Raw genomic sequence first — 21,775 nt, 5'->3', positions numbered from 1 at the left:
GGTGCGGTTCTGCAGTAGCGCGCTCTTAACATGCTGCAGGTTAAGCTCCGACGATCTCATTTAAACTAGGAACGTCAGTGGTCGCAGGATCAATAGAAGAGAGGCGTTTGGCAGCGCCCGCTTCCAAAGAAAAGTTCGGGGCGGGATCGGAACCCGCCTATGACGCGATCACCAAATTCGCTTCGAACGTGTTTGACGTTCCCATAAGTATTCTTTCGCTTGTTTTAGAAGATGAGCATGGGTTCAAGTCTGGCCATGGCCTCGACATGTACAACGTTGAGAGGGCGCGCGCTTTGTGCGCGCATGTACTCGGTACGCTCGAGCCGCTAATAGTCCTGGACGCCCGCTTCGATCAACACGTCCCCGGCGCTCCAGCCTTTGACGGCGAGGAGGAACTACGTTTTTTTGCCGGGGTTCCGCTCCTCAATTCGAGTGGTCACCCCCTGGGTGTGTTATTCATCGGCGACACCCGCCCGCGCGAAAGCTTTGATGCCAACACATGTGAGAAGCTTGAAGATCTTGCCGCGCTAGCCACTGCCTTGGTGGAGGAAAGCCGCACCAGTCTGCCAGATCGTGCAATCAGCAGTTTTGCGAAAGTTATGGGGCTGGCGTTGATAACGTCGAACGCAGCTGGGAAAATCACTTACTGGAACCCCGCCGCAGAGGATATCTTCGGACATTCGGCATCGGAAGCCATCGGTAAACCCATCGAAATCATCATCCCGGAAAGGTTCCGTGAACATCATGTCGCGGGAATGAAGCGTGTTTCCACGACCGGTGTCTCCAATTTGTCGGGCAAGACGATTGAGCTTGTCGCTGTTCGCAAGAACGGAAGTGAATTTCCTGTCGAAATGAGACTTGCGAGCTGGCTTGGTCCCGATGGGATCGAAATCGGCGCCCAAATCCACGACATCACCGACCGTCGGGAGCGCGAACTTCGACTGGAACACCTTGCCCATCATGATGCGCTTACCGGTCTAGCCAATCGCAATGGCTTCTCCAAAAAGCTGGAAGCGGTGATCGCTCGCGGACACGCTACGGTATTCGCCATCGATCTTGATCGCTTCAAGGAAGTCAATGACACGTTCGGTCATGCGGTTGGCGACACTTTACTCCAAGGCGTCGCCGTTCGCCTCGTTGGCCTACTCGAACCTGGCGCAACAGTTGCACGTCTGGGGGGAGACGAATTCGCAATCCTGCTTCCGGGGAATGGCGCACAAAGCAGTGCGACGGCAACGGCAAAGCGACTGAATGACGCCTTTAAAGAGCCCTTCGTGTTGTCCGGGCACCGCATGCAAATCGGACTGAGCATTGGAATTGGCCTCGCGCCGCTTCATGCCGAAGATGCCGAAGAACTATTGCTGAGGGCCGATCTTGCCCTTCTCGAAGCGAAGAAGACCGGCCAGGACAATATCCGCGTCTTCGACCCTCCGATTGCCAACCAATTGACCGCGCGGCGAGCGTTCAAAGACGAGCTGCGCTTGGCGACCGAGCGCGGGGAATGGGAGCTCACGTATCAGCCTCAGGTCCGGCTGTCCGATCAGGAACTGATCGGTGTGGAAGCGTTGTTGCGTTGGAAGCACCCGGAACGCGGGCTGCTCTTCCCGGCGGACTTTTTGAACACCCTCGAAACACATCTCGTTGCTCATGAGGTCGGCGAGTGGGTCATAGATGAAGCGTGCCGACAAATGGCGGTCTGGCGAATGCAGGGCCTGGATGTGCAACGCATGGCATTGAACCTGTTCGCGGCCCAATTCACTAACGGCAATTTGGGGAAGGCTATCAGTCATGCATTGGAGAAACACGCGCTCTCGCCAGCGGACATCGAAATAGAAATCACGGAAACGATTGCGCTGCGCTCGGACGATCAAATTTTGACAGCATTGAGTGAGCTACGGGATTGCGGAATCAACATTGCTTTTGATGATTTCGGGACCGGCTTTGCATCGCTTTCCACTCTGGCACGTCTCCCTGTTACAAGGCTGAAAATCGACCGTTCCTTCGTTCACGATCTTTGCAACAGGCCTCAAGGCGCAGCGATTGTATCAGCCGTGATTTCACTCGGGCGGAGCCTCAACTTGGAGGTAACTGCCGAAGGGATCGAAACCGACGAGCAAAGAATTCGCCTGCTTGCTCTCGGTTGCCGGGAAGGACAGGGTTATCTATTCGGTAAACCCGTTCCGGCTAGCGATGATTGCTGGCTTGATCGTAAGTGGCTCCCAGCAAGAAGCGCTTCAAGCGGTTAGTTTCGACTGAAGATCCAATTGCCGGTTCACCGGTTTGCGCCTGAAACGACAAATCCGAGAATACTGCCAGTTTTCGAAAAATGGTGCGCCCGACAGGATTCGAACCTGTGGCCCCCAGATTAGGAATCTGATGCTCTATCCTACTGAGCTACGGGCGCGCCGGTGCCTCGTATAGCGGCTCGAACCGCCGAGGCAATCAGTTGAGTTCTTCTGGTGGTGCTACCGGTACGAGAAGAGGTGCTACGGAAATTCCTTCGGCCATCATGTCCTCCGCCTCGTCTCTGGTGGCGCGACCGTGAATCGGGGCCTCATCGGCTTCGCCGTAATGCATTTCGCGGGCTTTCTCTGCGAATTTGTCGCCGACCCATGTGCTGCTCTCCAGCGCTTTCGCCTGAGCTTTCGCCAGTTTCTCCAGCGCCTTTTTCACCTCGGCCGGCATTTCGCCTTTAACTACCTGAGTGGTTTCGACGGGCGCATGCGATCGGGTATTGCTCTTGGCTGGCACTGAAGGGGCCATTGGCGCCTTGCCGATTTCCTCGCTGCCGCACTGCGGGCAGACGAGCAAACCGCCTGCTTTCTGATCAGCATAATCGTCCGACGAGCCGAACCAGCCTTCGAACCGATGGCCTTCGCTACAAGAGAGATCGAACACTATCATTGTGGCGGCCTATTTCGCTATTTCTCGGCGATTGGCAAGGCTTGGCACCTGCGCACGAACTTCAGCAATTCTGGCAAGATCGAGATCACAGTAAGCAAGCGCCGCGTCGTCGCTCTCCATTTCAAGCAAGACGTCACCCCAGGGGTCCACGACCATGCTATGGCCATAGGTCCGGCGCCCGTCGGCGTGTTCACCCACCTGCGCCGCGGCAACGACGAAAGCGCTCGCTTCAATCGCCCGGGCCCTTTGGAGAACATTCCAATGGGCCCTTCCGGTTGGTACGGTGAAGGCGGCAGGAATGGCGATGCAATCGCACTGCGCCCTACCCAACTGCTCGTACAGTGCGGGAAAACGAATGTCGTAGCAAACCGACAGGCCCAATCGCCCAACCGGAGTTCCGGGGACCGTTACCACCTCTTGCCCTGGCTCGTAAGCGTTCGATTCGCGCCAGCTTTCCCCGCTGTCGAGATCGACGTCGAACATATGTATCTTGTCGTAGCGGGCCGCGATATCTCCGTTCGGATCGATCACGAATGCGCGGTTTGCCCACCTGTCATTTGGAGACTTTACGGCAAGCGATCCGAGCGCAACCCAAATGCCCGCCCGATGTGCGGCATCCCGCGCCTTGGCCAGCGCTGGAGTGTCGCTTTCCAAGACTATCGACTTCGCTGCCCGCTTTCGATCGCGATCGATCAGGCCCGACATTTCCGGCGTGAATATCATGGCAGCGCCATTGTCAGCTGCCGAGCCAATGGCGTTTTCAATGGCTGTAGCGTTGTCTTCGGGATCGATACCCGAAGTCATCTGCAAGATGCCGATGCGGGCCATTCAACCCGTCAGCATAGCGTCGAGTTTTCCATCCCGCTCGAGCGCAGAGAGGTCGTCCGATCCACCCACATGGGTATCGCCGATAAATATCTGCGGCACGGTCGTGGCTTGCGGTGCCCGAGCCAGCATTTCGTCACGCTTTGACCCACCCATGGTGATGTCGAATTCGTTATACTCGACCCCTTTTTCCTCGAGCAGGCGCTTGGCGCGAAAACAGAATCCGCAACCAAACTTGGTGTAGATATCGACTTGCGGCTGACTCATGGAATTCCTCTATCTTTCCAACGCCCGAAATAGCGTGCGCTTGGTCTACTTGAAAGCCCGATCCGCAAACCTATTTCGGAATCGTTGTCATGCCTCGCATGGCGACGACGAGGTGCCGAATGCGGGCCTCGTCTGGTTAAAATCGCTCACAAGAGGATTTGTTTCGATGAACCGTATGGACCTTACACCTTTCCGCCGCTCCACCGTAGGTTTCGATCGTGTATTCGATCTGATGGAACGACAGGCGCGCAACGCTGGCGGAGATAACTACCCCCCCTTCAATATCGAGCGCCGCGGCGATGACGATTATCGCATCACGCTGGCAGTTGCAGGGTTCCGCTCGGGTGATCTCGACATCGTCGCGCAGCAAAATTTGCTGGTCGTTACCGGCAAGAAGCGTGACGAATTCAACGAAGGCGAAATGCTGCATATCGGCATTGCCAACCGTGGATTCGAACGCCGGTTCGAACTGGCGGATTACGTGCGGGTGGACAATGCGGACCTTGCTGATGGGCTGCTTGTCATCGACCTCGTTCGCGAAGTGCCCGATGCGATGAAGCCGAAGAAGATCGCTATCGGCGGGCAGCAACCGCTCGAAGTGGTCAAGACTGACAAGGAAGACGGCACCAAGGCCGCCTGATCATCTGGTCAATCTGGTGAAAATGTAGGGGGCGGAACAAAAGTTCCGCCCCCGCGACGCTTTACGCCGCCCAGCCCCGAAATCGGCCGTCCGGGTCGCAGAAGACGACCGTCATCGGGGCAAGCCCCACCGCATGTTGGCGAAGCGCATCTCTCTACCCTCTGTCCTCTGATGCGGATCTGACAGGATTTTGCACCAGATGTATCAAAAGATAAAGCGTCGACGGCTGGGCGCGATGATTTTGTCGCCTCGTTACAAGCGCCCGAAAATCATTGATCTGCGATTTCAGTCGGTTGCCGGATCGGCTGCTTTTTACCCCGTCAGACCAGCCTGGCCTGTTCGAGCGCAGCGCCAACAAAACCGGCGAACAGCGGGTGCGGATCGAACGGCTTGGACTTCAGCTCCGGATGGAACTGTACGCCTACGAACCATGGGTGATCCGGCCGTTCTACGATCTCGGGAAGCAACCCGTCCGGCGACATTCCCGAAAACACGAGACCCTGACTTTCCAGGGAATCGATATAGGCGCTGTTGACCTCGTACCGATGACGATGGCGCTCGGAAATCATCGTATTGCCGCCGTAAATTCGCGACACGTGGCTGTTCGCGGAAAGCTTGGCATCATACGCGCCCAAGCGCATCGTTCCGCCCAGATCGCCGCCTGCCTCACGCGTTTGCAGGCCTTCTTCCGTCATCCATTCGGTAATGATACCGACGACCGGCTCGGCCGTTTCGCCGAACTCGGTCGAGCTGGCGCCGGCATAGCCTGCGGAACGTGCCGCTTCGATGCAGGCCATCTGCATACCCAGACAAATGCCGAGAAACGGCACCTTGCGTTCGCGTGCGAAACGGACTGCGGCGATCTTGCCTTCGCTGCCACGCTCGCCAAAGCCACCGGGTACCAGGATAGCGTGCATGGGCTCCAGCTTCGCGGCAATATCGGCGTCGTCGCCTTCAAATATTTCGGCATCGATCCACTTTGTGTTGACCTTCACCCGGTGGGCCATACCGCCGTGAACCAACGCTTCATTGAGCGACTTGTACGCGTCCTGCAGGCCGACATATTTCCCGACCACGCCGATCGTGACTTCGCCTTCCGGATTGGAATGGCGGTCCACTACATCGTACCAGCGCGACAGATCGGGGTCTGGCGCATCGGTAATCCCGAAGGCGCGCAGCACTTCGGCGTCCAGCCCTTCACCGTGATATTGCAACGGCACGGAATAGATCGAGGGCGCGTCCAGTGCCGGAATCACGGCCTCCTGTCGCACGTTACAGAACTGCGCGATCTTGCGCCGTTCGCTGTCGGGGATTGGGTGTTCCGCCCGGCAAAGCAGGACATCGGGCTTGATCCCGAGGCTCGCCAGCTCACGTACCGAATGCTGGGTCGGCTTCGTCTTCAACTCACCCGCAGCAGCGATATAGGGCACGAGGGTGACATGCACGCTCAGCGTCTGCCATGGCTCCAGCTCATTTCGAAGCTGGCGGATGGCCTCCATGAACGGCAGCCCTTCGATATCGCCGACAGTGCCGCCGATCTCACACAGGATGAAATCGTGATCGTCCTGCCCGGCAAGCGCGAAGGCCTTGATCTCGTCCGTGACGTGCGGAACCACCTGCACCGTCGCGCCGAGATAATCCCCCCGCCGCTCTTTGGCGATGATGTCCTGATAGATACGACCGGATGTAATGTTGTCGCCCTGATGCGCCGACACCCCGGTAAAGCGTTCGTAATGGCCCAGATCCAGGTCCGTTTCCGCCCCATCGTCCGTCACATAGACTTCGCCATGCTGATACGGGGACATCGTCCCTGGATCGACATTGAGATAGGGGTCGAACTTTCGAATACGGACCTTGTAGCCACGCGCCTGGAGGAGAGCAGCGAGCGATGCTGCCATGAGACCTTTGCCGAGCGAGGAGACCACGCCGCCGGTGATAAATATATACCGCGCCATGGGAGTCGGGCCTTAAGCTTAGTGTTTGAGTCGGGGCAAGCGCAAACAGCTGCAAATCGCGCCGAGCATGCGGCGCAATCCACAAGCCTGCGATGTTCTGAAGATTATTCGGCTGGGGTTGCCAGCGGATCGGGATTCGCGGGCGCTTCCTGTCCGGTGGCGGCAGGCTGATCGGTGGTTGCCGGACCGAGCGGGTCTGCGGGCGCGGCCGGGGCGACCGTACGATCAAGTGTCGATTCGATTGCATCGCCGCCCGTCGTCTCGACCGCAACTGCGGCAAGGCCGATCGACAGGACCACAAAAAGAATGGCAAGCCACTTGGTGGACCGGGTCAGAAAGTCCGCGGCACCGCGGGCACTCAGCATGCCGGACGGGCTGCCGCCCACTCCGAGGCCGCCGCCTTCCGAACGTTGCATCAGGATGACGCCGACTAGCGCGGCTGCGACGATCGCCTGAACGACGGTAAGGAAGAGGAACATGCGAGTACTCTTGGAATGTGATTGGCTGGGCTCACGCGCATTTAGGCGCGCGAGCGGAAAACGGCAAGGCGGGCCTGCTTATACCTCTTCGGCTTCCGAGGCGCCCACGACGATGCCGAGGAAGTTTTCGGCCGAAAGGCTGGCACCGCCGACAAGCGCGCCACCCACTTCGGGCACCGCAAGAATCTCGCGCGCGTTATCCGGCTTCACCGAACCGCCATAAAGAATGCGAACCTTGGCAGAAACATCTTCGCCAAACGTCTCATCCAGTAGAGCGCGTATAGCGCGGTGCATGGCGGCAATGTCTTCGACCGTCGCGGTACGACCCGTGCCGATGGCCCAGATCGGCTCATACGCGATCGTGAGCCGGTCTGCCGGATCCTGAAATATCGGCAACGCTGCGCGAAGCTGACCCAGAACGAAGCTTTCCGCCTCTCCCGCATCGCGGGTTTCCAGCGATTCGCCACAGCACAATATCACGCGAAGACCAGCTTCCAGCGCCGATTCGATCTTCGCGTTGATCAACTCGTCGGTCTCGGCATGGTCCTGGCGCCGTTCGCTATGTCCCAGTATGACGAACTTCGCGCCGGCGTCGGCCACCATCGATGCGTTGATATCACCAGTGTGCGCGCCTTCGGCGCCGGAATGGCAATCCTGTGCACCGATCCCGATCTGCTCGGCTTCCTTATGAACCGCGTGAATCAGAGTGTAAGGTGGCGCGACGGCAACCTCGACCTTCATGTAGCGCTGGGCCGCACGATCGATAGCGCGCGCTTCCGAAAGCATGGCGCGCGTGCCGTTCATTTTCCAGTTTCCAACGATGTAGGGCCGTTCGGCCATGTGTACGTCCTGCAAATTGTCTGAGTGAGGGCCCCGCTATATGGGGCAAGAGTTGCGCTCCGCTAGACAAGGTTTCTTCCCGCGTCAAAACCCTTTGCAGCCTGTTGCTCATGGGTCGCAGGGCGGATAAAGCGCCCCAACCCGTTCCGGCCCCGCCAGAACGACAGCAGCAACCCGATGGGATCGCCCGCAGATCATGTTCCAGTTCTTCCGCAACTTCTTCAAGACCAAACTCGGCCTTGCCATTTCTCTGGCATTCCTTGGACTTATAGCCCTCGCCTTTGCCAGCGCAGACGTTTCCAGCACCGGCACGTTCGGTGGAATCGCAGGCGGCGATCGCGTCGCCGTGGTCGGCGATGAAAAGATTGGGACTGCCGATCTTGTAGTGGCTGCGAATAATGGCCTCGACCGTCTTCGGCAGGAAGATCCCACGCTTTCCATGCCGGAATTCGTTGGCAGCGGTCAGCTGGAACTGGTTCTGGAAGCTCTGATCGATCGCAACGCGATCCAGGGATACGCCAGAAAATATGGGTTCCGTGCCGGAGAGAATTTGCTGAATAGCGAAATTCGCATGATCCCCGCCTTTCGCGGCGCGGACGGCAATTTCGACGAACAGACGTATCGCCAGGCGCTGGCCGTGCAACGGATCAGCGATGCTCAGGTCCGCAGCGATCTCGGTGTCGGCTTGCTTTCGCAGCAATTGCTGATTCCGGCCAGTTTCGGGGCGTCGGTGCCGAACAAGCTGGCCTACCGCTATGCACAGTTGTTCAAGGAACGCCGCCAGGGTTCCATCGCCCTTCTGCCCGCTGCAACATACGCCCCGTCGGGCGCCGCCGATCCTGAAGTTCTACGTGCTTATTACAACGCCAACCGGGAAGCTTTCGTCCGCCCCGAGCGCCGCGTGATCCGCTACGCTACGTTCGATTCTGATGCCTTGGGCGACCGGATCGAACCGACCGAAGCCGAGATCGCAGCCCGCTACAAGCGCGACGCCGAACAATATGCCGCAAGCGAAACGCGGAACTTCACGCAATTGATCGTACCCACCGAAGCTGCGGCAAAGTCGATTCGCGACCGCGTTGCTGGCGGCGCCTCCTTCGAACAGGTCGCACGGGAAGCGGGTCTGCGCGCGTCGCCGGTGGTGGACGTCACACGCAGTGCTTTGGCCGCGCAATCCTCTCCCGCCGTTGCCGCAGCATATTTCGCCGCGGCAGATGGCGCGATGACAACACCGGCCCGCAGTTCGCTTGGCTGGCACGTCGCACGTATCGATTCGGTGGATGCCACCCCGGCACGCAGCCTTGCCGATGTCCGCGGAGAAATCTCCGACACGCTTCGCGAAGAAAAGCGCGTTCGCGGCCTCGCCGATCTCGCTACCGAGATTGAGGAGCAGCTGCGCGACGGCGCTACGCTCGCCGAAGTTGCCGACGATCTGGATCTTCAGCTGTCGAACACCGGACCGACGCTCGCCGACGGCCGCATGTTCGAAAATCCGGAACAGTCCGTGCCAGACGTCCTGCGCCCCGCACTCGCCACGGCTTTTCAGATGGAAGTGGAAGAGCCCGAGATCGCACCGGTCGATGGCGGACAGACTTATCTCGTCTATGAAGTCGGCGACATCACCGGCGCCGCTGTCGCCCCCTACCAGGAAATCGAACAGCTCGTCGAAGCGCGCTGGCGTGCAACCGAGGGCATGAAGGCGGCCCAGGCCGCTGCCGATCGGGTGATGGCCCGGGTGCGTAAAGGCAATACGATGCAGGCAGCCCTTGCTGCAGAAGACCGCCGCGTGCCCCCGGCTCAATCGGTTGATATGACGCGCGAGGATCTCGCTCGCCAGCGCGAGCAGCGCGTACCGCCGCCGCTCGCCCTCCTGTTCAGCATGGCCGAAGGCACCACGAAAAAGCTCGATGCCGGCGGCAACACCGGGTTCTTCGTGGTCAAGGTCAACGACATTACCATGGACGACATCGCCAAGGACGACCCGCTGATCGAACAGGCTACCCGTCAGATGGGCCCCCTGATCGGCGAAGAATATGCCGAACAGCTCCGCCTCGCCATGCGTGAAGAGCTGGGTGTATCGCGCAATTCGTCGGCTATCGATGCTGTTCGCAAGCAGCTGATCGGCAACTGAGGCGCATTTGAGCACAAGTCTCAAAGGCGTCGACCAGGCGCGTAAAGCGCTGGCTGACGGCAGGCCTGCGCTGGTCTGGCGGCAGGTGGTCGCAGATACCGAAACGCCTGTCGGGGCGGCGCTGAAGCTATTTTGCGAAGGCCGCGGCGATTTTCTGCTCGAGTCGGTGGAAGGCGGCGACGTGCGCGGCCGTTACAGTCTCATGGGTCTCGATCCGGATCTCGTGTTCAGGGCGACCGGCGATCGGGCGGAGATCAATCGCGACTGGCAGAACGATCGAAATGATTTCCACGCTTGTAAAGGTGGCACCCTCGAAAATCTTCGCGCATTGGTGGAATCCTGCCGCTGCGATGTGCCCGGTGAATTGCCGCCAGCCCTCGCCTGCCTCGTCGGCCATTTTGGCTACGAAACGATCGGCCTCGTGGAGAAGCTGCCCCGCCCTCCCCACGGCGAACTCGATCTGCCGGACATGCTGTTTGTCCGGCCCACGGTCCTGCTCGTTTTCGACCGACTGAGCGACGCGCTGTTCTGCGTCGCGCCCGTCTGGGACGAATTGGCGATGGAACTTGCTGGCGAACGGATCGACGACGTTCTGCGCAAACTTGCTCAGCAATTACCACCATCCGCAAACGCGGTAACGGACCATGTCGAACCTTCCTTGGCCCCGACCATGTCCGCCGCGGATTACGAAACGATGGTTCTCAAGGCTCAGGACTACATTTCGGCTGGCGACATTTTTCAGGTCGTCCTCTCTCAGCGCTTCACTTCGCCTTTCACACTCCCGCCGATGGACCTCTATCGCGCGTTGCGGCGCGTGAACCCATCGCCTTTTCTTTATTTTCTCGACATGCCCGGCTTTGCCATTGTCGGCTCCAGCCCGGAAATCCTCGTACGCGTGCGCGATGGCGAGGTCACCATCCGGCCGATTGCCGGCACACGGCCGCGCGGCGCCAATTCTGCGGCAGACCGGCTTGCCGAACAGGACCTACTGGCCGATCCCAAGGAACGCGCCGAACACCTGATGCTGCTCGATCTCGGACGCAACGATGTCGGCCGCGTCGCCGCGTCCGGGACCGTTACCGTGACGGAAAGCTTCACTGTCGAACGCTACAGCCACGTCATGCATATCGTCAGCAACGTCACCGGGCGACTCGATCCGTCGAAGGATGCGATCGATGCGATGTTCGCCGGCTTCCCTGCGGGCACCGTCAGCGGGGCGCCCAAGGTCCGCGCCTGCGAGATCATCGCCGAACTCGAGCCGGCTACGCGCGGCCCCTACGCTGGGGGCGTCGGCTACTTCGCCCCTGACGGTTCGGTGGACAGCTGCATCGTATTGCGCACAGCCGTGGTCCAGGACGGCATGATGCATGTGCAGGCTGGCGCAGGTATAGTCGCCGACAGCGATCCCGCCTATGAACAGAAAGAATGCGAAGCGAAGGCGAGCGCCCTGCTCGCTGCGGCCAAGGAAGCCGTACGCCTCGCGAGGGAGCCCGGATTCGGTCAATGAGAATTACAATCGCCGCCCTCGCCCTCCTGTCATTGACTGCTTGCGAAGCGCAGCCCGAAGGCGAACCCGTCGCCCGCGCGCGCATCGATGGCCAAGCGCAGGTGGATCCCACACCAGATCCGACCCCGACCGAAACGCTCGCAAGCCAGGTCGAAAGCGCCTGCCGTTCGATCATTTTCGAAGATACGCCGGTCACGCATTGCCTTGCCGTCCCGGCGCGTCACAGCATCAGCATGGCACTTGGGCGTGACGGCAAGTTCTATCGCAGCCTGACCGACTTCGCGGCGGCCACCGATGCGCAGACCGTCGCCTTTGCCATGAATGCAGGCATGTTCGACGATGACGGCGAACCGATCGGGTATTTCGTGGAAGATTCGGAACGGCTGCATCCGCTCAATACCGCCGATGGCGAAGGCAACTTCCACATGAACCCCAACGGCGTTTTCTACGGCACCGATGGCGAATGGGCCGTGCGCGCCACGGATTGGTTTCTGGAAAATGTGACGGAGCGTCCTCAATTCGGGACGCAATCCGGCCCCATGCTGGTTGTCGATGGCAAGATTCACCCGGAAATCACGCGCGACGGACCGTCTAAATTCGTGCGCAACGCCGTGGGCGTGGACGATGAAGGCCGCGCGCATTTCGTGATCTCGAATGCGCCGATTTCGTTCGGCAAGCTCGCCCGTTTCTACAAGGACGAGCTGCACGTGAAGAACGCGCTGTATCTGGACGGGAATGTTTCCCAACTCTGGAACCCCGCCACGGAACGGCTCGATACCGGGGCCCCGATCGGCCCCATCGTCGTGGTTAGAAAGAAAGCTTCCGAATGACCGATACGCGCTGCGCCCTCTATCCCGAGATCGAACCCTATGAAACCGGGATGCTCGATGTCGGCGAAGGCCATTCGCTCTATTGGGAACGCGTCGGCACCAAGGGGGCAAAACCGGCCGTCTTCCTTCACGGCGGTCCAGGTGGCGGGATGTCGCCTGCCCATCGCCGCCAATGGGACCCCGAACTTTATGACGTGCTTCTGTTCGACCAGCGCGGCTGCGGCAAATCGCTTCCTTTCGCTGAAATCGAAAACAACGATACCTGGCGCATAGTCGAAGATATCGAACGTCTGCGCGAAATGTGCGGGCATGAAAAATGGCAGGCTTTTGGCGGTAGCTGGGGCTCCACCCTTGCCCTCGCCTACGCCCAGAAATATCCCGAGCGGGTGAGCGAGCTCGTATTGCGCGGCGTGTTCCTCGGCCGGCAAAAGGAAAAAGACTGGCTCTATTCCTACGGCGCCAGCGAAATAATGGCCGAACAGTGGGACGACTTCACCGGCCTCATTCCAGAAGCCGAACGCGGCGACCTCGTGAAGGCCTATCACAAGCGTCTGACCAGCGATGACGAGGACACGCGCCTTGCCGCGGCAAGGGAATGGTCGCTGTGGGAAGGAACCGTCGCCACGCTTCTTCCCGATCCCGCCCTGCTCGACAGTTTTGCCGATCCGTCCAAGGCCGTTCCCTTTGCCCGCATCTGCGCCAAGTTCTTCCTAGAGGATTTCTTCCTCGAAGAGGCGCAATTGCTGAAGAACGTCGACAGGCTCGCCGGCATTCCGGGTATCATCGTCCAGGGCCGCCACGACATCTGCACTCCGCCTGTCTCCGCGTGGGAGTTGAAAAAGGCCTGGCCCGAAGCCGACCTTTGGATTGTTCACGATGCGGGGCACAGCGCAGGAGAAACCGGGATCGTCGACGGTTTGGTTAAGGCGACGGACAAGCTGGCAGGCAAGAAAGCCTGACGTCACGCCGACGTTTCGCATCCCGCAGCTTTCCTTGCTTGAAAGCCGCGCATCGCGCCTCCATTGACGCCACGAATGACCGACCGCCGATCAATCCTCGTAATCGACAATTACGACAGCTTTACCTTCAACCTGGTCCATTACCTGATGGAACTGGGGGCTGAGGTCGAAGTCGTGCGTAACGATGCCGTCACTGCCAATGAAGCTCTGTTGGCAGGTCACGCAGGTTATCTCATATCGCCGGGCCCCTGCACGCCCAATGAAGCCGGCGTCAGCCTTGATCTGGTGGCAGCATGTGCAGACGCCGGAAAGCCGTTGCTCGGTGTGTGCCTCGGCCATCAATCCATCGGCCAGTTTTTCGGCGGACGCGTGGTCCGCGGGGGGCTGATGCACGGCAAGACGTCACCCGTCACGCACGATGCCACTGGCGTATTTGCCGGACTGCCGTCTCCGTTCACGGCAACGCGCTATCATTCGCTCGTGGTCGAAGACATTCCCGCCTGCCTCGACGTGAACGCCACCAGCGAAACACCTGGCCTCGACGGCAGCAGCGTCATGGGGTTCCGACACCGCGATCTGCCCATTCACGGGGTCCAGTTCCACCCGGAAAGCATCGCGACCGAACATGGTCACGCCCTGCTCGCCAACTTCCTCGAAATCTGCGGCATCGCCGCCAGGGTCCCGGCATGAAAACGCTTCCCGACGCAAAGCAACATCTTGGGGAAGCGGAAGCCGAAGAGGTTTTCGGCTGGATCCTCGACGGTGAAACCGATGACGATGCGATCGCACGTTTCCTGGTCAATATGTCCGCGCGCAGCGAAACATCTGACGAGATCGCCGGCGCTGCGCGCGCGCTGCGGCAAAGGCTCATTCCCGTCGACGCGCCCGAAGGCACGGTCGATTGCTGCGGAACCGGGGGTGACGGACACCATACCCTCAACGTCTCGACTGCTGTCAGCCTCGTCGTCGCAGCTTGCGGCGTGCCCGTCGCCAAGCACGGCAATCGGGCCGCCAGCAGCAAATCCGGCGCGGCCGATACGCTCGAGGTACTCGGCCTCGACATGGAAGCTGCAGGAAAAAGCGCCGAGAAGACTTTGGCGGAACTCGGGATCTGCTTCCTATTCGCCAAGAACCACCACCCGGCCATGGGACGGATCCAGCCCATTCGCCAGAAGCTTGGCGTTCGTACGATCTTCAATCTGATGGGTCCGCTTTCGAACCCGGCCGGCGTGAAGCGGCAGCTTATCGGTATCGCGCGCCCGGCCTATGTCCCCATCTATGCCGCAGCCAAGGCAAAGCTGGGCACCGAACGCACTTTCATCGCCTCGGGAGACGAAGGGCTGGACGAACTGAGCCTTGCCGGCGGCAACGAACTGGCAGACGTTCAGGGCAACGATTTCGAGATGCGCCGGGTGCTCGCGGTACATGCCAATCTGCCCCACGCACCGGTCGAGGCTATTCGCGGCGGCGATCCCCGTCACAATGCCCGCGCGTTGGAAGCCCTGCTTGCGGGCACACCCGGACCTTATCGCGACGCGGTACTTTTCAACGCCGCGGCCACTCTGATCGTAGCCGACCGTACGGAGGACTGGACGGAAGGCGCCGAGATCGCCGCCGAAGCACTGGATTCCGGCAAAGCCAGGACCTTGCTCGAAAGCTGGATTGCAATGGCCACCTGATATGAACAAGCTAGAACAAATCTGCGCCACCAAACGGGAAGAAGTGGCCGCACGCAAGCGCATGCGGTCGCTGGCCGATCTCGACGCTTCCGCTCGCGAACAGACCGCCCCGCGTGGTTTCCGCTCTGCGCTCGAACGTGCGGAACGGTCCGGCTTCGGCCTCATCGCCGAAATCAAGAAGGCTTCACCCTCGAAGGGCTTGATCCGGGAAGATTTCCATCCCGCTGCCCATGCCCGCGCCTATGCTGCAGGGGGCGCTGCGTGCCTTTCGGTTCTCACCGACGCCCCGTATTTTCAGGGTCACGAAGATTATCTGGTCGAAGCGCGATCGGCCTGCGAATTGCCCGTCCTGCGCAAGGATTTCATGGTCGATACCTGGCAGGTGGCCGAAGCGCGCGCACTCGGCGCTGATGCGATCCTGATCATAGTCGCCGCACTCGATGATGGTGCGATGGTGGAGATCGAACGGGCCGCGGTGGAATATGGCATGGACGTATTGGTAGAAGTCCATGATCACGCAGAGATGGAACGTGCAGCATTGCTACAGTCGCGCCTCATTGGCGTGAACAACCGGGACCTGCGGACCTTCTCGACCGATCTCGCCACGACCGAAGCCTTGGCGCCTCTGGCACCGGAGGGTTCGCTTCTGGTCGGCGAAAGCGGCATTTCTCTATTCGAAGACTGCCAGCGCTTGTCACACGCCGGGGTGAACAGCTTCCTAGTCGGCGAAAGCCTGATGCGCCAACGCGATGTCGAAGCGGCAACTCGCATGCTGCTCGGGAACTGATCTGTCCTACACGCTGCTGACCGGTTAAAGGTATCAGCTCCAGACCAAACCCGCTGCGTTCTGGCGCGATTTCGGCCTCGGTGCGGGGTGACTTTTTATCCCCTTGTACAGTGGTCCATGTGGTCCATGTCTCCCCTGCGCGACCGAAAAGCTTAACGACAGCGGTTTCTCAGCGCCCTGATCCGGATCGAACCATGAACGGTTGTTCCGCAAGGAACGGCTGAATTGCTTGACTTTGTTATTTTGGTTGCTTAATTGTTCCGCATTCGTTCACGCCTTTTGTGAACACGCGATACGGAGTTCGCACAATGCTGACCGCCAAGCAGCACGAATTGATCCGGTTCATCCAGCAGCGTCTGGAAGACACCGGCATTTCCCCCAGCTTCGAAGAAATGAAGGAAGCGCTCGATCTGAAGAGCAAGTCGGGCGTACACCGCCTGATCTCGGCACTCGAAGAACGCGGCTTCATCCGGCGCCTTCCCAATCGGGCGCGTGCGCTGGAGGTGGTCAAGCTTCCTGAAAATGCCGTGATGGGGTCGCCCGCTCCGGTGGCGGCTAACGACGCCGTATCGGCTGCGATCCCGGCAAAGGCGGTGGCGCCCGAACCGGCAAACGACATCATCGATGTTCCGCTTCATGGGCGGATTGCCGCCGGCGCCCCGATCGAAGCGATCGAAGGTCAGTCCAGCATGCCCGTGCCGGCCGCGCTGCTCGGTCCGGGCGAACATTATGCCTTGGAGGTTTCCGGAGATTCCATGATCGAAGCCGGGATCTTCGATGGCGACTTCGCTCTGGTAAAACGCACGGACACGGCCCGCGATGGCGAGATTGTCGTGGCGCTGGTCGACAACGAAGAAGCGACCCTGAAATACCTTCGCAAGGATGCAGGCCGCGTCGTGCTGGATCCGGCCAATGGTGCATACGAAGCGCAAGTTTATGAACCCCACCGGGTTCAGGTTCAGGGAAAACTGGCGGGCCTGCTCCGCCGCTACCACTGATTTGCTGGCGCGCGCCTACTCACGTGGCGCGCGCCACCATCCATGCTCGCCCTGATCCTGGGCGACCGTATCGATCTTTTGGTCTGCCAGATAGATCGAAGCGCCCCCTTCCCGGTCGAGAAACCTTCTGTCCGCTTTGAGCCAGCGCGGCTGACAACTGTACGGCAGATACCGGTCGGCAATAACGATGTCGGCCCGCATGCAAGCCGCGGCCAGGGCCCGCTCTTCCACGAGATATCTATTGCGGGCGACGAGGACGGACCAGGGTCGCCCACCCCGTTCTAGGGAGAAGACGCAAAACTGGTCGCTGCACCGGCTGCGCAGCCAGTCGGCAATCTCGATAGGGCTCTGATCCGTACCGGCCAGTTCGAGCAGATTGTCCTGAGCATATCCGCCTTCACGATCGTGCAGAACCAGCAACCGTTCGGCCTCGTTGGCAACGCCTATATCGCGTCCGTCACGCGTAATGAGGATATCGGGTATCGGGGCGGTGATCATCAGCACAGCAGAGGCGAGAATTGGCCCAAAACCCAGCAGGCGCGCCCTGCCTTGCCATAACGCCACCCAGAGCGCCCCGCTCACGTATAACCCTATCGCTCCCATACCGATACGCGGCGCAAGCTTGACCGACCCCGGCTGCTCGGCAAAGAAATGGGCAATGGCCAGCAGCAGGGCGAGCGACTTGCCCACTAGCCACCACGCCGGCGCGCCCGCTCCGATCAGATCGAGCGCCAAAGCAAGCGCCACGAGCGGCATCGATATGAATGTGACCAGCGGAATGGCGATCAGATTGGCCGCCGCTCCATAAACGCCGGCGCGATGGAAATGGAATAAGACGATTGGCATCAAGGCCAGCTCGATGACCAGTCCAGTCAGGAACAGCATCACCGCCCGTCTCGACATGCGACGCAGCCAGCTCTCCTGTCGCGGTGCGAGAAAGTCCCGTACCGCATGCACATTGTGGAGCGATACGATGGCGATGACTGCCGCAAAGCTCATCTGGAAACTCGGCCCGACGAGCGATTCCGGCCACAACACGAGCACGACTCCCGCCGCGATAGCGATCATCCGCATGGATAGCGGTTCTCGCCCCACAGCCAATGCGACCAGTACGAGCAGAGCTCCGATACAGCTACGCACGGTCGGCACTTCAGCGCCGGTAAGCAGTGTGTAGGCAATGCCGGCGATCGCTGATGCCCCGGCGGCCACCAGCGGCAGCCGGATGCGCAGCGTCAGCCAAGGCCAGAACGCGAGCAGCTTCAGAACAATGAAATAGGTCGCAGCTATGATGGCGCTCACGTGAAGACCGCTGATGGACAGCAAATGGGTCAGCCCGGAATCGCGCATTGCCTCTTCGTCCGCTTCGGGAATCGCTCCGCGGTCCCCGCTCGCCAAGGTGGCTGCGATGGCACCGGACGTCCCTTCGAGATTGGCGCGAACGTGTCGCGAGAGCTGTCTCTGAGCGGATGCTATGGACAGTCGGGATGCGCCAGGCGGCTCGATGATCTCAACATCGCCGACAGCCGATCCAGTTGCGGCAAGCCCATCGAACCAGGCTCGTCTGGCGAAGTTGTACGCACCGGGAACGATCGGCGGTGACGGAGGCATGAGACGTGCCGACAGCCTGACCCTGGCACCTTCTCGCAATTCCGGGCTGTCCGCAGACAGCGGCACATTGACCCGATATGCGTGCGCTTTTCCCGTCTCGCCGTCGCGCGCGGCCAGGACCAGCCTAACCCTGTCTTCGGCCGGCTGCTCTTCCCGGCTCAGCACCCGCCCATCGATCCGCTCGAAACGTGGATAGGCAATCGGTTCTGCGCCCACCATCGCCGATCGGGCCCACACGACCGACACGCCTGCAGCAACGGCCAGAGCCAATGAAATAACTGCGGCAAGAGTGAATGCGCGACCGGGCTGATGGCGCCAACCCGCCCACGAGAAAACAGCCATTCCCAAGAATGCTGAAATCATCGCGACCCACTGCCACGGTGCGGCGAGATAGAACCACAGTCCGATCCCGCACCCGAACGCAACGGTAAGCCAGGGCCCGCGGTCGAACTCGGCGGCCTCCAGAAACGCTTCAAACTTGTGCGCGGAACTGGACAAGAGACCGTGCGTACGCCAAGTGCGCGGCACTGTCTCGCGGGCCGTATCGCCCGCATCCCCCATAGGTATTGAAGGCGTCCCCTGCCTCGCCATGCAAGTGTTTGAAAGGAAATGAGAGAAAATGGCAAGCGATAGTGACCGCAAGGTTTCTCCGGTCGTCACCCGCTTCGCTCCCTCTCCTACCGGTTATTTGCATATCGGAGGTGCGCGGACGGCACTGTTCAACTGGCTCTATGCGCGCCATCACGGCGGCCGCACGCTTCTGCGGATCGAGGATACCGACCAGAAACGCAGCACCCAAGACGCTATCGACAAGATTATCGAAGGCCTGGACTGGCTTGGTCTCAACTTCGACGATGCCCCCGTATTCCAGTCCGATCGGGCCGAACGCCATGCCGAAGTTGCCCACAAACTGCTGGAAGCCGGCCACGCCTATAAGTGCTTCGCCACTCCCGAAGAGCTGGAGCAAATGCGAGCCGAACAGCGGGCAAACAAGCAGCCCATGCGGTATGATCGCCGCTGGCGTGACCGCAGCGAAAGCGAGGCGCCGGACGGCGCGCCGTTCGTCATTCGCCTGAAGGTTCCGACCGATGGCGAAACCACGATCCACGACGCGGTTCAGGGCGAGGTTACGGTCAAGAATGCCGAGATCGACGATTATGTCCTGCTGCGTGCAGACGGGACCCCGACCTATATGCTAGCCGTTGTGGTGGACGATCACGACATGGGCGTTACCCATGTGATCCGCGGCGACGATCATCTCAATAACGCATTCCGCCAGTTGCCGATCATCCGCGCCATGGATGAAATCGAGGGCGGTTGGCCCGATCCGGTCTATGGCCATGTTCCGCTGATCCACGGGCCCGACGGCGCGAAGATGTCCAAGCGCCACGGCGCTGTCGGCGTCGAAGGCTACCGGGACGAAGAAGGTGTCCTTCCCGAAGCGCTGTTCAATTATCTCCTTCGCCTCGGCTGGGGACATGGCGACCGTGAAGAAATCACCAAGTCGGAAGCGATAGAACTCTTCGATCTCGACGGCGTGGGCAAAGGCCCGGCGCGCTTCGACATAAAGAAGCTGCAGAACCTCAACGGCCATTATATCCGTGAGGCGGACGACGCGCGCCTTGCTAAAATCGTGGCTGCGCGAATGGACAGACAGGCCGATCTCGATCTTCTGACGCGGGCCATGCCGTTCCTCAAGACGCGTGCGAAATCGATCAACGAACTGGTCGAGGGCGCGGCGTTTCTGTTTGCGGAACAGCCGTTGGAAATGACCGACAAAGCCGCTGGCCTGCTGGACGATGAAGCGCGCCAGCGCCTCGCCGGATTGTCGGAAATGCTGCATGTGCAAAATGACTGGACAAGCGAGGCTCTGGAAGCCACTACGAAATCGTATGCTGAGAAGCTCGAACTGAGCCTTGGCAAGCTCGCGCAGCCCATGCGCGCAGCGCTGACGGGGACTACCACGTCCCCCGGCATTTTCGATGTGCTGGTCCTGTTGGGCAAGGAAGAGTCGCTGCTTCGTATAGACGCGCAGGCCTCGCCCACAGGCACCGAAGAGAACGACTGAGGAGACACGCGTGGCCGATAAGCAGGCAACTCTTGATCTGGGTGGACAGACCCAGGAATTTCCCGTGCTGCAAGGCAGTGTTGGCCCGGATGTGGTCGATATCCGCAAGCTTTACGGAACGACGGGCAAGTTCACTTACGATCCCGGCTACAAGTCGACGGCAAGCTGCGAAAGCGCGCTGACCTATATCGATGGCGAAGAAGGGGTCCTGCTCCATCGCGGTTATCCGATCGGTCAGCTTGCCGAAAATTCCAGCTTCATGGAAGTCAGCTACCTCCTGCTCAACGGCGAACTGCCGTCGCAGGACGAGCTCGACGATTTCACCTACACGATCACGCGCCACACCATGGTGCACGATCAGCTGCGCCAGTTTTACCAGGGTTTCCGCCGCGACGCGCACCCCATGGCCATCATGTGCGGTGTGGTCGGCGCGCTCTCGGCGTTCTACCATGACAGCACCGACATTTCGGACCCCGAACAGCGCAAGATCGCAAGCCACCGCCTCATCGCGAAAATGCCGACGATTGCGGCAATGGCCTACAAATATTCGGTCGGCCAGCCCTTCATGCAGCCGAAGAATTCGCTGAGCTACACCGGCAACTTCCTGCGCATGACCTTCGGCGTTCCGGCTGAAGAATACGAAATCCATCCTGCGATCGAGCGCGCGATGGACCGGATTTTCATCCTTCACGCCGACCACGAGCAGAACGCGTCGACATCGACCGTACGTCTGGCCGGCTCGTCGGGTGCAAATCCCTTCGCCTGTATCGCGGCCGGCATTGCCTGCCTGTGGGGCCCAGCGCATGGCGGCGCGAACGAAGCCGCGCTCAACATGCTGCAGGAAATCGGTTCGCCCGACAAGATCCCGCATTACATCGAACGCGCCAAGGACAAGAACGACCCGTTCCGTCTCATGGGCTTCGGTCACCGCGTCTACAAGAACTACGATCCGCGTGCGACGGTCATGCAGAAGACGCTTCGCGAAGTGTTCGAAGCGCTCAACGTCAGCGATCCGGTTTTCGAAACCGCGCTCCGGCTCGAAGAGCTCGCGCTCAACGACGATTACTTCAAGGAAAAGAAGCTCTTCCCCAATGTGGACTTCTATTCCGGCATCATCCTGAACTCGATCGGCTTCCCGACCACCATGTTCACGGCTCTCTTCGCCCTTGCTCGCACGGTCGGCTGGGTCGCGCAGTGGAACGAGATGATTTCGGATCCCGCACAGGTTATCGGCCGTCCGCGCCAGCTCTATACCGGTCCGACCCAGCGCGACTATGTCGCCATCGGCGATCGTTAAG

General features: G+C 60.1%; 19 protein-coding genes and 1 tRNA gene. 12 read left to right on the top strand and 8 right to left on the bottom strand.

Going from position 1 to position 21,775, the window contains the following annotated elements:
* Positions 1-107: 107 nt before the first annotated feature.
* Positions 108-2,246, top strand: a complete 2,139-nt coding sequence (locus tag K3177_RS11635) for a putative bifunctional diguanylate cyclase/phosphodiesterase (RefSeq protein ID WP_221598380.1) — start codon at positions 108-110, stop codon at positions 2,244-2,246.
* Between the two features lie 81 nt (positions 2,247-2,327).
* Here K3177_RS11635 and K3177_RS11630 read toward each other — a convergent pair.
* From K3177_RS11630 to grxC, 4 genes are all read right to left on the bottom strand, one after another.
* Positions 2,328-2,404 (bottom strand) — tRNA-Arg (locus tag K3177_RS11630).
* 38 nt (positions 2,405-2,442) lie between these two features.
* A complete protein-coding gene (locus K3177_RS11625) occupies positions 2,443-2,904 on the bottom strand; it encodes a DUF1178 family protein (protein ID WP_221598379.1) in 462 nt (153 codons plus the stop codon).
* A gap of 9 nt (positions 2,905-2,913) precedes the next feature.
* Positions 2,914-3,732, bottom strand: a complete 819-nt coding sequence (locus K3177_RS11620) for a carbon-nitrogen hydrolase family protein (protein WP_221598378.1) — start codon at positions 3,730-3,732, stop codon at positions 2,914-2,916.
* Positions 3,733-3,996, bottom strand: coding sequence for a glutaredoxin 3 (gene grxC / locus K3177_RS11615; RefSeq protein ID WP_196846096.1), 264 nt, complete (start codon positions 3,994-3,996; stop codon positions 3,733-3,735).
* Between the two features lie 166 nt (positions 3,997-4,162).
* On the opposite strand from grxC, the gene K3177_RS11610 reads away from it, so the two are divergent.
* A complete protein-coding gene (locus K3177_RS11610) occupies positions 4,163-4,636 on the top strand; it encodes an Hsp20 family protein (protein ID WP_103023841.1) in 474 nt (157 codons plus the stop codon).
* 320 nt (positions 4,637-4,956) lie between these two features.
* Here the strand turns inward: K3177_RS11610 and K3177_RS11605 are convergent, their stop codons facing one another.
* The 3 genes from K3177_RS11605 to tpiA form a co-directional block, all read right to left on the bottom strand.
* Positions 4,957-6,591 (bottom strand): CTP synthase, encoded by a 1,635-nt coding sequence (locus tag K3177_RS11605; RefSeq protein ID WP_221598377.1) that lies wholly within the window; start codon positions 6,589-6,591, stop codon positions 4,957-4,959.
* Between the two features lie 104 nt (positions 6,592-6,695).
* On the bottom strand, positions 6,696-7,070 hold the full coding sequence (gene secG / locus K3177_RS11600; protein WP_221598376.1) for a preprotein translocase subunit SecG: 375 nt from the start codon (positions 7,068-7,070) through the stop codon (positions 6,696-6,698).
* 78 nt (positions 7,071-7,148) lie between these two features.
* A complete protein-coding gene (tpiA, locus tag K3177_RS11595; protein WP_196846093.1) occupies positions 7,149-7,910 on the bottom strand; it encodes a triose-phosphate isomerase in 762 nt (253 codons plus the stop codon).
* 196 nt (positions 7,911-8,106) lie between these two features.
* On the opposite strand from tpiA, the gene K3177_RS11590 reads away from it, so the two are divergent.
* The 8 genes from K3177_RS11590 to lexA all read left to right on the top strand — a co-directional run bounded on the left by K3177_RS11590 (position 8,107) and on the right by lexA (position 16,801).
* The gene (locus K3177_RS11590) at positions 8,107-10,041 is read left to right on the top strand and encodes a peptidylprolyl isomerase (RefSeq protein WP_221598375.1); all 1,935 of its coding nucleotides are present in this window, start codon (positions 8,107-8,109) and stop codon (positions 10,039-10,041) included.
* A gap of 7 nt (positions 10,042-10,048) precedes the next feature.
* Entirely contained in the window at positions 10,049-11,548 is a 1,500-nt protein-coding gene (trpE, locus tag K3177_RS11585) for an anthranilate synthase component I (RefSeq protein WP_221598374.1), read from the top strand.
* Positions 11,545-12,378, top strand: a complete 834-nt coding sequence (locus K3177_RS11580; protein ID WP_221598373.1) for a phosphodiester glycosidase family protein — start codon at positions 11,545-11,547, stop codon at positions 12,376-12,378. The genes trpE and K3177_RS11580 overlap by 4 nt, the downstream gene beginning before the upstream one ends.
* Entirely contained in the window at positions 12,375-13,337 is a 963-nt protein-coding gene (gene pip, locus K3177_RS11575) for a prolyl aminopeptidase (RefSeq protein WP_221598372.1), read from the top strand. The genes K3177_RS11580 and pip overlap by 4 nt, the downstream gene beginning before the upstream one ends.
* Before the next feature lie 75 nt (positions 13,338-13,412).
* Complete coding sequence (locus K3177_RS11570) at positions 13,413-14,027, top strand: anthranilate synthase component II (RefSeq protein ID WP_221598371.1); 615 nt, start codon at positions 13,413-13,415, stop codon at positions 14,025-14,027.
* Complete coding sequence (gene trpD / locus K3177_RS11565) at positions 14,024-15,016, top strand: anthranilate phosphoribosyltransferase (RefSeq protein WP_221598370.1); 993 nt, start codon at positions 14,024-14,026, stop codon at positions 15,014-15,016. Before K3177_RS11570 ends, trpD begins: the two co-directional genes overlap by 4 nt.
* 1 nt (position 15,017) lies before the next feature.
* Positions 15,018-15,803, top strand: a complete 786-nt coding sequence (gene trpC, locus K3177_RS11560; protein ID WP_221598369.1) for an indole-3-glycerol phosphate synthase TrpC — start codon at positions 15,018-15,020, stop codon at positions 15,801-15,803.
* A 308-nt stretch (positions 15,804-16,111) separates the two neighbouring features.
* Positions 16,112-16,801, top strand: coding sequence for a transcriptional repressor LexA (gene lexA / locus K3177_RS11555; RefSeq protein WP_103023779.1), 690 nt, complete (start codon positions 16,112-16,114; stop codon positions 16,799-16,801).
* Positions 16,802-16,816: 15 nt separating this feature from the next.
* Here the strand turns inward: lexA and K3177_RS11550 are convergent, their stop codons facing one another.
* Positions 16,817-19,000: a ComEC/Rec2 family competence protein gene (locus tag K3177_RS11550; RefSeq protein WP_221598368.1), complete on the bottom strand. Its 2,184-nt coding sequence runs from the start codon at positions 18,998-19,000 to the stop codon at positions 16,817-16,819.
* A 28-nt stretch (positions 19,001-19,028) separates the two neighbouring features.
* On the opposite strand from K3177_RS11550, the gene gltX reads away from it, so the two are divergent.
* Positions 19,029-20,477 (top strand): glutamate--tRNA ligase, encoded by a 1,449-nt coding sequence (gene gltX, locus K3177_RS11545; protein WP_221598367.1) that lies wholly within the window; start codon positions 19,029-19,031, stop codon positions 20,475-20,477.
* A 10-nt stretch (positions 20,478-20,487) separates the two neighbouring features.
* Complete coding sequence (locus K3177_RS11540; RefSeq protein WP_103023776.1) at positions 20,488-21,774, top strand: citrate synthase; 1,287 nt, start codon at positions 20,488-20,490, stop codon at positions 21,772-21,774.
* The last annotated feature ends 1 nt before the right edge of the window (position 21,775 follow it).

This window comes from Qipengyuania pacifica, assembly GCF_019711555.1.
Classification (GTDB): domain Bacteria; phylum Pseudomonadota; class Alphaproteobacteria; order Sphingomonadales; family Sphingomonadaceae; genus Qipengyuania; species Qipengyuania pacifica.
The sequence above is the reverse complement of the archived record's forward strand: the minus strand, read 5'-3'. Positions and strand labels throughout refer to the sequence as shown.